The following is an 11,672-nucleotide window of genomic DNA, read 5'->3' on the forward strand; positions in this document are numbered from 1 at the left end:
GGCCAAGCGTGGCCAGCACGGCATGGGCTCCGACATGTTCGGTGCAGCCGGAGACGACGTCACCCTCAAAATGCCCGTGGGTACCATCATCACCGATGCCGAAACGGGTGAAGTGCTTTACGAATTGCTGGTGCCGGGTGAAACCATCATGATCGCCAAGGGCGGCGATGGTGGTTTTGGAAACATGCGCTTCAAAAGCGCGATCAACCGCGCACCACGCCAAAAAACACCTGGCTGGTTGGGCGAGAAAAAAGAGCTCAAGCTTGAATTGAAGGTGCTGGCCGACGTGGGTCTGCTGGGCATGCCCAATGCAGGCAAATCCACCTTCATTGCGGCCGTCTCGAACGCCCGCCCCAAGATCGCCGATTACCCCTTCACCACCTTGCACCCCAACTTGGGCGTGGTCCGCGTCGGCCCTGAGCAAAGCTTTGTAGTGGCCGATGTGCCCGGTTTGATCGAAGGCGCCTCCGAAGGTGCTGGGCTGGGCCACTTGTTTTTGCGCCATTTGCAGCGCACCCGTTTGCTGCTGCATGTGGTGGACTTTGCCCCGTTTGATGAGAACGTCGACCCTGTGCAACAAGCCAAAGCCATTGTGGCCGAGCTCAAGAAATACGACCCGGGCCTTTACAACAAGCCGCGTTGGCTGGTGCTCAACAAGCTGGACATGGTGCCGGCCGAAGAGCGCGAAGCCCGCGTCAAGGATTTCATCAAACGCATGCGCTACAAAGGCCCGGTGTTTCAGATTTCGGCCCTGACCCGCGAGGGTTGCGAGCCGCTGATCAAGGAAATCTACAAACACATCCGTGCTCAGCAAATCATGGAGCAGGGCATTGTGGACATCGACCCCCGCTTCACTGAGCAGGACAAACCGCAAGAGCCCGATGCCGGCGACCCACGCTTCAAGCCGATGGCCCCGGATGCAGAGTAACGCAACAACCGAAATGCCGCCCGCTTCCCAATGCACAGCATGACCTCATCTGCCGTTTCTACCCTGCTGCGTGATGCCCGACGCATCGTTGTCAAAGTGGGCTCCAGTTTGGTGACCAACGAAGGTCGAGGCTTGGACGAGGGCGCGATTGGCGAATGGTGCCGCCAAATGGCACTGCTCAGCGCGCAAGGCAAAGAGGTGGTGATGGTTTCCAGTGGGGCAATTGCCGAAGGCATGAAGCGCTTGGGCTGGACCACCCGCCCCAGTGAGGTGCCTGCCTTGCAAGCGGCGGCGGCCGTGGGGCAGATGGGCCTGGCGCAAATGTACGAAACCAAATTGCGTGAAAACGGCATGGGCAGTGCCCAGGTCTTGCTCACGCACGCCGACTTGGCCGACCGCGAGCGTTACCTCAACGCCCGCTCGACCTTGCTGACCTTGTTGCAGCACCGTGTGCTGCCGGTCATCAATGAAAACGACACGGTGGTCAACGACGAAATCAAGTTCGGTGACAACGACACTTTGGGTGCCTTGGTGGCCAATCTGATCGAGGCAGATCTGTTGGTCATCTTGACCGATCAAAAAGGCCTGTACACCGCCGATCCGCGCAAAGACCCTGCGGCCACATTTGTGCATGAAGCCAGAGCGGGCGACATCACACTCGAAACCATGGCCGGTGGCGCAGGTTCCAGCCTGGGCAAAGGCGGCATGATCACCAAAATTTTGGCGGCCAAGCGGGCGGCAGGTTCTGGGGCCTCCACGGTGATTGCCTGGGGACGAGAACCCGATGCCTTGCTGCGCTTGAGTCAAGGCGACAACATGGGCACCATGTTGGTGGCCCAGACGGCCAAGCAACAGGCCCGCAAACAGTGGATGGCCGACCATTTGCAGTTGCGTGGTTCTGTGACCGTCGATGCGGGAGCCGCCCACAAAGTCTTGACCGAAGGCAAGAGTCTCTTGCCCATTGGCATGAGCGCCGTGACCGGCGACTTCTCTCGCGGCGATGTCATTGCCATACGCGACGAGCAAGGGGTGGAAATCGCCCGAGGTTTGGCCAACTACGCCAGCGCCGAAGCCCGCTTGATTTGCCGCAAGGCCTCAAGCGACTATGAAGCTTTGCTGGGTTACACCGCTGAGCCCGAAATGGTGCACCGTGACAACCTGATCCTCAGCCGCTGAACTCAACCTTGAGGGCTCGGGTCGAAGCTGGCCCCGGGTGGCAATTCCATGTGAGAGGGCAGTTGCATTTCAACGCCGGGATTGTCTGGGTCCACGCCCTCTCGAGGTCCTCGGTTGCCGCCGCGCAAATAGCGGTTTTGGCGCTCGTTGCGAGGCAAAAAACGGGCGAGCTCGGTCAGGGCCATCTCGTACACGCCGCGCTTGAACTCCACCACCACGTCCAGCGGCACCCAATAGTCGTTCCAACGCCAAGCGTCAAACTCCGGGTGGTCGGTGGCGCGCAAATTCAGGTGATGGTCGTGGGTGACCATCTGCAGCAGGTACCAAATTTGTTTCTGGCCCTTGTAAAAGCCGCGGGCATCCCTGCGGATGAAGCGGTCTGGCACCTCATAGCGCAACCAGTCACGGGTTCGGGCCACGATGCGCACATGCTCCGGATGGAGCCCCACTTCTTCATGCAACTCACGGAACATGGCCTGTTCAGGACTTTCGCCCCGGTCAATGCCACCCTGTGGAAATTGCCAACTGTGGGTGCGGATGCGCTTGCCCCAGAAAACCTGGTTTTTCTGGTTGAGCAGAATGATGCCGACGTTCGGCCTAAAGCCTTCACGGTCAAGCATAATCAACCTCAAATTTTTTTAATTGTGTCCATTATGCACGGCGCACCGCTGCTGGCTCTTGGATGTTTCCCTGATACCCCCGCCTGAGTTAGTTTGACGCGATGAAAGCCTCCCAGTTCCTCATTTCCACCCTCAAAGAAGCCCCCGCCGACGCCGAAGTGGTCAGCCACCAACTGATGACCCGGGCGGGTCTGATCAAGAAACTGGGCGCAGGCATTTACAACTACATGCCCATGGGTCTGCGCGTGATCCGCAAGGTCGAAGCCATCGTGCGCGAAGAGATGAACCGCGCTGGTGCCATCGAGATGACCATGCCCGTGGTGCAGCCTGCCGAGCTTTGGCAAGAGACCGGTCGCTTTGACAAGATGGGCCCGGAGCTTTTGCGCATCAAGGACCGCCATGGCCGCGATTTTGTGATTCAGCCGACCAGCGAAGAGGTGGTGACCGACGTGGTGCGCCAGGAAGTGCGCAGTTACAAGCAGTTGCCCAAAAACTTTTACCAGATCCAGACCAAGTTCCGCGACGAGCGCCGCCCCCGCTTTGGCCTGATGCGGGGACGTGAATTCACGATGAAAGACGCCTACAGCTTTGACCGTGACATGGCGAGTGCCAAGGCCAGCTACCAGGTGATGGCAGGAGCCTACCGCAAGATCTTTGACCGCTTTGGCCTGACCTATCGCGCCGTGGCCGCCGACAGCGGTGCCATTGGCGGCGATTTGTCTGAAGAATTCCAGGTGATTGCGGCCACGGGCGAAGACGCCATCGTGTACTGCCCTACCAGCAATTACGCCGCTAACATGGAAAAGGCCGAGGCCTTGGCACCCAGCCAGCCACGCGGCGCGGCATCTCAAGCTCTGACCAAGACGGCTACGCCCGGCAAGAGCACCTGCGAAGACGTGGCCGCTTTGCTGAACGTGCCACTGTCGACCACCGTCAAGTCGTTGGTGCTGGCCACGGACAAACTGGACGCCGAAGGTGCTGTCAAAAAGAGCACCGTTTGGCTATTGCTGCTGCGCGGTGACCACGACATGAACGAAGTCAAGGTCGGCAAGTTGCCTGGCATGGAGGGCGGTTTCCGCTTTGCCAGCCTGAGCGAGATCGACGACCACTTTGGCTGCAAGCCCGGTTACCTCGGCCCCTTGAATCTGAAAAAGCAGTTGCATCTCGTGGCCGACCGCGAGGTGGTCGTGATGGCTGACTGGATCTGCGGCGCCAATGAGCCAGACTTCCACATCACGGGCGTGAACTGGGGCCGTGACCTGCCCGAGCCAGCGCTGGTGGCGGACATTCGCAATGTGGTGGCGGGGGACAAGTCGCCCGACGGCGCGGGCGAACTGGCCATCGAGCGTGGCATCGAGGTGGGCCATGTGTTTTACCTGGGCACCAAGTACTCCAAAGCCATGAACGCGACTTTCCTGGACGAAACGGGCAAGCCGCAGTTTCTGGAGATGGGTTGCTACGGCATCGGTATCACGCGCCTGCCCGCTGCGGCCATTGAGCAAAACCATGACGAGCGCGGCATCATCTGGCCCGATGCGATCGCCCCTTTCACTGCCGTGATCTGCCCCATTGGCATGGACCGCAGCGAAGCGGTCAAGGCCGAGGCTGAGCGCATTTATGCCGCTTTGTTGGCCGATGGTGTCGATGTGATTTTGGACGATCGGGGCGAGCGTCCGGGCGCCATGTTTGCCGACTGGGAGTTGATCGGGGTGCCGCATCGCATCACCATTGGTGACAAGGGCCTCAAAGACGGTCAGGTGGAATACCAGCACCGCCGTGATGCCGAAGCGACCAAGGTCGCCGTGGGCGAAATCTTGTCGCACGTTCAAGGCCGCATGGCGGCCTGATTTGCATCAGTCTTTCGTGGCGTGCCGTTGCACGCAAGCGATGTAGGCCTCGCCGTCGGGCATGCGTCCAGAACGCTGGCTTTCGCTGACCATGCGGCCCAAGCATTCCATGGTTTGGTGGTGTGCGTCGTGCAGCGAGTTCAGCCGATGGGTCAACAGTTCCACCGCTTGCCGAATTCCTCGAGGTTGGTCAATGCTGCATTGTTCGCTGATGGACAAGTGCATGGACAAGTGCAAAAAAGGATTTTCCCGGTCAGGGTTGGCTTGGTGCATGCTGGCCAGTGCCGCGTCCACATTGGCCAACTCGGCGTGGTATTCGGGGTGCTCATCCATCCATTGGCTGACGAGCATTTCCATCGGTTCGAGCGTTGCCGTGGTTTTGGCCTTGGCGTAAACGCCGCAAAAAAAGCGCCGGACATCGGCTTGGGAAGGTTGTATCAGCATGGTGTGGATTGTCCTTCATGTCGCCCTGGGTGGGCTGCTGTGTTGGGCCCAGGGGCCGGGGTTCAGAGGCGCTTCGCTTTGCCACATCACCCCAGCCCCTGAGCCCAACACAACAGCGTGGGGGGTGCTACAAATTAAGGCAAAGACTGAGCAAGGGGTGTGTGCGGCGCTGCTCGGGCGATGTGGCAAAGCGAAGCGCCTCTGAGCCCGGGGAGCGCCGCACACGCCCCTTGCGGATTGAACACCTAGAATGAATCCCAGCGAATACTCAAACATGCAATAAAATGCATGAAACCTTAATCCGGAGATTCAAAACATGAACCAAGCTTACATTTGCGACGCCATCCGCACCCCCTTTGGCCGTTACGGCGGTGCCCTGAGCAGCGTGCGCACCGACGATCTGGGCGCCGTGCCCTTGCGCGCCCTGATGGCCCGCAACCCCAACGTGGATTGGGCCGCAGTCAGCGATGTGCTCTACGGCTGTGCCAACCAAGCCGGAGAAGACAACCGCAACGTGGCCCACATGAGCAGCTTGCTGGCGGGCCTGCCCATCGATGTGCCCGGGGCCACCATCAACCGCCTGTGCGGTTCAGGGCTGGACGCGATTGGCACTGCTGCCCGCGCCATCAAGGCCGGTGAAGCGGGTTTGATGATTGCAGGCGGTGTCGAGAGCATGAGCCGCGCCCCGTTTGTGATGCCCAAAGCCGAAACAGCTTTCAGCCGCAACAATGCGGTTTACGACACCACCATTGGCTGGCGATTTGTGAACAAGCTGATGAAGGCCCAATATGGTGTGGACTCCATGCCCGAAACGGCTGAAAACGTGGCCACCGATTACAAGATCGAGCGCGAAGCGCAAGACCTGATGGCCTACAACAGCCAGCTGCGTGCGGTGGCTGCTATCCAGGCCGGGCACCTGGCCCGTGAAATTGTGGGCGTGCGCATTCCACAGAAAAAGGGCGATGACATGGTGGTGGACACCGATGAGCACCCCCGTGAAACCAGCCTCGAAGCATTGGCCAAGCTCAAAGGTGTGGTCCACCCGGATGGCACGGTGACCGCGGGCAATGCTTCGGGCGTGAACGACGGCGCTTGTGCCTTGCTGTTGGCCGATGAAGTTACCGCGTCCAAAAATGGCTTGACCCCCAAAGCCCGCATCGTGGGCATGGCCACCGCCGGCATTGCCCCGCGTGTCATGGGGATTGGCCCCGCGCCTGCCACGCTCAAAGTGCTGGCACAAACCGGCCTGACCCTAGACCACATGGACGTGATCGAGCTGAACGAAGCCTTTGCCGCGCAAGGCTTGGCCGTGCTGCGCAAATTGGGCCTGAAGGACGACGATGCCCGAGTGAACGCCTGGGGCGGGGCGATCGCTTTGGGTCACCCGCTGGGTGCCTCCGGTGCCCGATTGGCCACCACCGCCATCAACCGTTTGCAACAAACGTCAGGCCGCTATGCCTTGTGCACCATGTGCATTGGTGTGGGCCAAGGCATTGCGCTGATCATTGAGCGCGTTTAAGGCGAAACCCCGGATCAAATCCGGGGTGACACATCCGGCCACCAGCCCCTGCGGGGGCTTTTTTGTGCCTGCTCGAGCGCCTCTGGGGTGACGTCGATTTCCATGCGCAACAGGGCCGCGCCCATGGCTTTGCCCAAGTTGTCCAAGCGCAAATTCCGGGCCCCCCCCCCTTGGAGGGCGCCGTGCAGCACCAGTTTGATGGCCAAGATGTTGGGCAATGGCCAAACATCGACCTGGCCAGGTAGCCATATCGCAAAGTGGGCTTGCACTTTGACGGCCGTCACTTCTCGTTCGATGATTCGGTAGCCCACTTCGTTCCAGGCGAACAAGCCAAAGTCCACCCAATCGGCCTTGTCGCCGCTGCGGGCGTGGGCCAGTTGTACCAGCGGAACGCGCTGTACGGTGCTCATGCCGCCACCTCCAGCATCTCAACATGGGCCTTCACCCGGGTCCTGTCGATCAGCGTGGGCCAGATGCCCAACAGCTCACTGGTGTTGTTCAAGCCCTGAAAGCCGCAGGTGTAGGCCGGGCCACTCAAGGCCATCCAAGGAAAGAGTCGGCCAAAGCCATCGGCTGCAGCTTTGCTGGGTGTGCGCAACACCATGCGCACCCAAATTTCGGCGCGTTCGTTGAGTTCGGCCACAGGTGGCAGCGGGGCCAGCGGTCCGTGCGCCGAATTCAGGCCGGGGTATTCCACAAACAGTTCGTCAAAGGGTATTTTTCGTTCGCTCAATTGCTCGCGGATGGTGCGCTCGGCCGCTTGGACTTTGTCCCAGGCATCTGGCCATGAAAACCCCCAGGTGATCTCTGATTTGAAGCCATCTTTGAAGCCAGCCACCACTTTGAGTTGATCGGTGGGTGGAGATCCCCGTGCCCCGGTCAGGCGGACGCGGTCTTGGCCTTCATCGGTCAGCTCAATTTGCCCCATGTCCAGCACCACATCGGGCGAAAAATACGCATGCGGGTTGTGCACTTCGTACAGCAGTTGCTGGCGCACGGTGTCAAAGTTCACCAAGCCCCCGGTGCCCGGTGCTTTGGTGAGGGTGGCGGTGCCATCCGGGGCCACTTCGGCAATCGGATAGCCAATGTGGCCCAGATCCGGGATGCTTTGCCAATGCCCTTGGGCTCCAAAATTACCGCCGCTGCCTTGACCCGAACATTCCAGCAGATGCCCCACCGTCAGGCCCTGGGCCAGGCGGTTGAAGTCTTCGGCGCTGGATGCGTCGCCCAATTTCCAGCCGAAGCTGTGCACCAAGGGCCCTAAAAAAAGCGCTGCATCGGCCACGCGCCCCGTGATCACGATCTCAGCACCTTGGCCCAGGGCGTCCACGATGGGCTGTGCGCCCAGGTAGGCATTGCCAAACACCAAACGATCGCGCACCTCGTTCACCGTGGCACCGTTCATCAGGTGGTCAAATTGGGCTGGCGCCTCTTGCAGCTGGGGCATCACATCGTCCCCCGAGACCACGGCGATGCGTGGATGCCAGCCTTTGCCCATAAGGGCAGTGCGCACGGCCAAAGCGGCCCCCATGGGGTTCAGCCCCCCTGCGTTGCACACAAAACGCACACCCCGTGCTTGCATCAAGGGCCAAAGCCGCAAGAGCATGGGCACCACATCGCGGGCATAACCCAGGCTGGGGTCACGCTGGCGGTCTTTTTGCAAGATGGCCAAGGTGAGTTCGGCCAAGTGGTCACTGGCGATGAACTGGACGTTGCCTCTTTCAATGCTCGAGACCACGGGCTCCCAGTTGTCACCGTAAAAGCCCAGGCCGGAACCAATGCGTATGGATTGCGTCATGGACCCATCTTGCTACCACTGAAACGACTGTGGATGGGGGACAACCCCTAGAGTCAGTCTCGTGAAAGACTTACATAATCGCACGACCGTTCGCAAATGTCGGGTTCGTCATGACCCATGCCATACGAAACCTGCAAAGTGGCAGTAGTCAAACAAGGAGACAAGCGTGCAATTGCTGCAACTGCTGATCAGCGGTGTGGCCCAGGGCTGTATTTACGGACTCATTGCCCTGGGTTTCGTGCTGATTTACAAGGCCACCGAAACGGTGAGCTTCGCTCAGGGCGACCTGATGATGGTGGGGGCCTTTTCGGGGCTGGCCGCCATGACGTTGCTGGGTTTTCCGTTCTGGATTGCGGTGCCTGCGGCCATTGTCGCCATGGGTGTTTTTGGTGTGTTGGTCGAGCGCCTGGTCATTCGCCCCATCCTGGGGCAACCGGCTTTTTCCATCGTCATGCTGACCATTGGTGTGGGCTATGTGTTGCGCGGCCTGATCACCATGATTCCTGATGTGGGCACCGACACCCACACCCTGAGTGTGCCCTATGCGGGCGAAGTTTTGCGCTTGGGTGGTCTGGTGATCGCGGCCGAGCAAATGGTGGTGATCGGCGCGACCGGCAGTTTGTGTGTGGGCTTGTTTGCCATGTTCAAGTACAGCAAGCTGGGCATCGCCATGCAGGCGGCTTCGCAAAACCAGCTGGCCGCTTATTACATGGGGATTCCTGTCAAGCAGATCAACGGGCTGGTCTGGGGCCTCGCCGCTTCCGTGGCGGCGGTGGCGGGCTTGCTCTTGGCGCCCATCACGTTTGTGCACGCCAACATGGGCTTCATTGGCCTGAAGGCTTTCCCTGCAGCGGTGGTGGGCGGCTTTGGCAGCTTGCCTGGTGCGATTGTGGGCGGTCTGGTGATCGGTATCGTCGAATCGCTTTCAGGCTTTTACTTGCCCGAAGGTTTCAAGGACATCGCGCCTTATATCGTGGTGTTGCTCATGCTGGTGCTCAAGCCCAATGGCTTGTTTGGCGAGCAGCTGCGCAAGAAAGTTTGAGGCTCCGGCATGCGTTTTATTTTCAAAACCGATTACAACCAGGACGTGAAGCTGGCCAAGCACGGCGGCCATGTGTTCTGGTACAGCTTGCTGGGCCTGTTTCTGGTGGCCGCCCCCTGGGTGGTGGCCGAGTACTGGCTGGCGCAGTTGACCTTTGTGCTGATTTATTCGGTGGTGGGCCTGGGCCTCATGCTGCTGGCAGGCTTTACCGGCCTCTTCTCGCTGGGTCACGCCGCGTTCTTGGGGGTGGGGGCTTACACCCAGGCCGTCATGGTCAATGCCGGGGTGCCGTTTCCGCTGGCGCTGGTGTGTGCGGGCTTGTTCTCGGCCATCGTGGGCATCATCGTGGGCTTGCCAGCGCTGCGCGTCAAAGGCATTTATCTGGGCATGGCCACGCTGGCGTTCGGCTTTATTGTTGAAGAAGGCATGGCCCGCTGGGAAAAGGTAACGGGCGGCAATGCCGGCTTGATGGTGGGCTATCCCGCCATCGGCAGCTGGACGCTGGACAGCACCGAAGAGTTTTATTTCCTGTGCCTGCTGGTCACCGTGGGGGCCACGCTGGCCATCGTGAATCTGCTGCGCTCGTCCACAGGGCGCGCCTTTGTGGCCATCCGAGACTCCGAAATTTCGGCACAAAGCATGGGCATCCACCTGGCGCGCTACAAAACCCTGTCCTTTGCTTTGTCGGCGGCGCTGGCGGGCATTGGTGGTGCTTTGTACGCTCACAAAATCCAGTTCCTCTCCCCCGAGCAGTTCAGCATCATCCAGTCGATCGACTTGTTGCTGATGGTGGTGATTGGCGGCTTGGGCTCTGTACACGGGGCCTTTCTCGGCGCGATTTTCCTGATCGTCATGCCCCAGCTGATCTCCTTGGGCAAAGACTTTTTACCGGCCGCCATTGGCGGTGCAGCCGGTTTGCAGGGCACGGTCTACGGCATGGTGTTGATCGCCTTTGTGCTGTTTGAGCCCATGGGCTTGTATGGCCGCTGGCTCAAGGTGCGCACCTGGTTCCAGTTGTTCCCGTTTTACCGCCGTGGCCTGTTCAAGCGCCAAAAATCGTTCCAGAAGTCGGACCGCCTGAAATGAACGCAGACATCCTTTTATCCGCCCAAGACCTGAGCGTGCGCTTTGGTGGCGTGCTGGCCGTCAACAAGGTCAGCTTCGACGTCAAGCGCGGCGAGGTCTTTACCCTGATCGGCCCCAACGGCGCAGGCAAGACCACCGTGTTCAACCTGATCAGCCGCATCTACACCCCCTCCACGGGGGTGATCGACTTCTCCGGGCCGCAAGGCAAGCTGCGACTGACCGACCAGCCAGCGCACCAAATTGCCGGGCTGGGCATTGCCCGCACCTTCCAGAACATCGAGCTGTTCGAGCACGCCACCGTGCTGCAAAACCTCTTGATCGGCCGCCACACGCACCGCAAGACAGGGCTGTGGAGCGAAATGTTCTTCACGGGTAAAGCCCGCGCGGGTGAAATCGAAGCCCGTGAGAAAGTCGAGGAAGTCATCGAATTTCTGGACCTGCAACACCACCGCGATTCGATGGTGGCGGGCTTGCCTTATGGCGTGCGCAAAGTGGTCGAGCTGGCCCGCGCCCTGTCCACAGAGCCCAAGTTGTTGTTGTTGGACGAGCCTTCTTCGGGCCTGAACGTCGAGGAAACCGAAGACATGGCCTTTTGGATCTCGGACATCAAAAACGAGCTGGGCATCACCGTGCTCATGGTGGAGCACGACATGAGTTTGGTTTCCAAAGTGTCGGACCGCGTGCTGGCCATGAGCCAGGGCGAAGAAATAGCCACCGGCACGCCCAGCCATGTGCAAAGCGACCCCGGCGTCATTGAAGCCTATCTGGGCTCGGTGGACGATGTGTCTGCCATGCGCCGTGAAAATTACGTGCCCGGAGGTGCCGCATGAGCGCAGCCACCCAGACCCAGAACATCACGCCCGAGGCAGCCGATGACAACGTGATGCTCAGGCTGCTCAACGTCGAAAGCGCCTACGGCCCGATCAAGGCGATTCGCGGCGTGAGCCTGCAGGTGCGCCAAGGCGAGATTGCCACTGTGCTCGGCTCCAATGGCGCGGGCAAGACCACCATCTTGAAAACCATCAGCGGCATCATTGACCCGCGCAAAGGCTCGATCGAATTTAAGGGCCAAAGCATCACCGCGCAAGACCCGGCCATCATCGTGCAGCGCGGCTTGATGCATGTGCCCGAGGGGCGCGAGGTTTTCCCGCTGCTGTCGATTCGCGACAACCTGCTCATGGGCGCCTACACCCGCAAGGACCGCGATGGCGT

Annotated in this window: 12 protein-coding genes; 8 read left to right on the plus strand and 4 right to left on the minus strand. The window is 60.1% G+C overall.

Annotated features, from left to right (window positions below):
* The coding region (gene cgtA / locus Q0O19_RS11975) for an Obg family GTPase CgtA (RefSeq protein ID WP_295523284.1) at positions 1-928 on the plus strand (928 nt) is incomplete at its 5' end.
* Between the two features lie 39 nt (positions 929-967).
* On the plus strand, positions 968-2,104 hold the full coding sequence (gene proB / locus Q0O19_RS11980; protein WP_295523286.1) for a glutamate 5-kinase: 1,137 nt from the start codon (positions 968-970) through the stop codon (positions 2,102-2,104).
* Between the two features lie 2 nt (positions 2,105-2,106).
* Here proB and Q0O19_RS11985 read toward each other — a convergent pair whose 3' ends face one another.
* Positions 2,107-2,724, minus strand: coding sequence for an RNA pyrophosphohydrolase (locus tag Q0O19_RS11985; RefSeq protein ID WP_295523287.1), 618 nt, complete (start codon positions 2,722-2,724; stop codon positions 2,107-2,109).
* 101 nt (positions 2,725-2,825) lie between these two features.
* Between Q0O19_RS11985 and Q0O19_RS11990 the strand changes: the two genes are divergently transcribed.
* On the plus strand, positions 2,826-4,571 hold the full coding sequence (locus tag Q0O19_RS11990; RefSeq protein WP_295523290.1) for a proline--tRNA ligase: 1,746 nt from the start codon (positions 2,826-2,828) through the stop codon (positions 4,569-4,571).
* A gap of 6 nt (positions 4,572-4,577) precedes the next feature.
* Here the strand turns inward: Q0O19_RS11990 and Q0O19_RS11995 are convergent, their stop codons facing one another.
* Positions 4,578-5,012, minus strand: a complete 435-nt coding sequence (locus Q0O19_RS11995) for a DUF1841 family protein (protein ID WP_295523304.1) — start codon at positions 5,010-5,012, stop codon at positions 4,578-4,580.
* 319 nt (positions 5,013-5,331) lie between these two features.
* On the opposite strand from Q0O19_RS11995, the gene pcaF reads away from it, so the two are divergent.
* Positions 5,332-6,534, plus strand: a complete 1,203-nt coding sequence (gene pcaF / locus Q0O19_RS12000) for a 3-oxoadipyl-CoA thiolase (protein WP_295523292.1) — start codon at positions 5,332-5,334, stop codon at positions 6,532-6,534.
* Between the two features lie 14 nt (positions 6,535-6,548).
* On the opposite strand, the gene Q0O19_RS12005 is transcribed toward pcaF, so the two are convergent.
* Positions 6,549-6,944: a hypothetical protein gene (locus tag Q0O19_RS12005; RefSeq protein WP_295523294.1), complete on the minus strand. Its 396-nt coding sequence runs from the start codon at positions 6,942-6,944 to the stop codon at positions 6,549-6,551.
* Positions 6,941-8,332, minus strand: a complete 1,392-nt coding sequence (locus Q0O19_RS12010) for an acyclic terpene utilization AtuA family protein (RefSeq protein ID WP_295523295.1) — start codon at positions 8,330-8,332, stop codon at positions 6,941-6,943. The genes Q0O19_RS12005 and Q0O19_RS12010 overlap by 4 nt, the downstream gene beginning before the upstream one ends.
* A gap of 166 nt (positions 8,333-8,498) precedes the next feature.
* Here Q0O19_RS12010 and Q0O19_RS12015 point away from each other — a divergent pair, with 166 nt between their 5' ends.
* The 4 genes from Q0O19_RS12015 to Q0O19_RS12030 form a co-directional block, all read left to right on the plus strand.
* Complete coding sequence (locus Q0O19_RS12015) at positions 8,499-9,374, plus strand: branched-chain amino acid ABC transporter permease (protein WP_295523297.1); 876 nt, start codon at positions 8,499-8,501, stop codon at positions 9,372-9,374.
* A 9-nt stretch (positions 9,375-9,383) separates the two neighbouring features.
* The gene (locus Q0O19_RS12020) at positions 9,384-10,460 is read left to right on the plus strand and encodes a branched-chain amino acid ABC transporter permease (protein ID WP_295523299.1); all 1,077 of its coding nucleotides are present in this window, start codon (positions 9,384-9,386) and stop codon (positions 10,458-10,460) included.
* Positions 10,457-11,290, plus strand: coding sequence for an ABC transporter ATP-binding protein (locus tag Q0O19_RS12025; protein ID WP_295523301.1), 834 nt, complete (start codon positions 10,457-10,459; stop codon positions 11,288-11,290). Before Q0O19_RS12020 ends, Q0O19_RS12025 begins: the two co-directional genes overlap by 4 nt.
* A partial coding sequence (locus tag Q0O19_RS12030) for an ATP-binding cassette domain-containing protein (protein WP_295523303.1) occupies positions 11,287-11,672 on the plus strand: 386 nt, incomplete at its 3' end. The genes Q0O19_RS12025 and Q0O19_RS12030, both read left to right, overlap by 4 nt.

Source organism: Limnohabitans sp. Rim8 (genome assembly GCF_945869175.1).
Classification (GTDB): domain Bacteria; phylum Pseudomonadota; class Gammaproteobacteria; order Burkholderiales; family Burkholderiaceae_C; genus Limnohabitans_A.

Bases quoted from the DNA above. Each gene is read 5' to 3' on its own strand.
- proB (WP_295523286.1), top strand. From the start codon at position 968: ATGACCTCATCTGCCGTTTCTACCCTGCTGCGTGATGCCCGACGCATC.
- Q0O19_RS11985 (WP_295523287.1), bottom strand. From the start codon at position 2,724: ATGCTTGACCGTGAAGGCTTTAGGCCGAACGTCGGCATCATTCTGCTC.
- Q0O19_RS11990 (WP_295523290.1), top strand. From the start codon at position 2,826: ATGAAAGCCTCCCAGTTCCTCATTTCCACCCTCAAAGAAGCCCCCGCC.
- pcaF (WP_295523292.1), top strand. From the start codon at position 5,332: ATGAACCAAGCTTACATTTGCGACGCCATCCGCACCCCCTTTGGCCGT.
- Q0O19_RS12005 (WP_295523294.1), bottom strand. From the start codon at position 6,944: ATGAGCACCGTACAGCGCGTTCCGCTGGTACAACTGGCCCACGCCCGC.
- Q0O19_RS12010 (WP_295523295.1), bottom strand. From the start codon at position 8,332: ATGACGCAATCCATACGCATTGGTTCCGGCCTGGGCTTTTACGGTGAC.
- Q0O19_RS12020 (WP_295523299.1), top strand. From the start codon at position 9,384: ATGCGTTTTATTTTCAAAACCGATTACAACCAGGACGTGAAGCTGGCC.
- Q0O19_RS12025 (WP_295523301.1), top strand. From the start codon at position 10,457: ATGAACGCAGACATCCTTTTATCCGCCCAAGACCTGAGCGTGCGCTTT.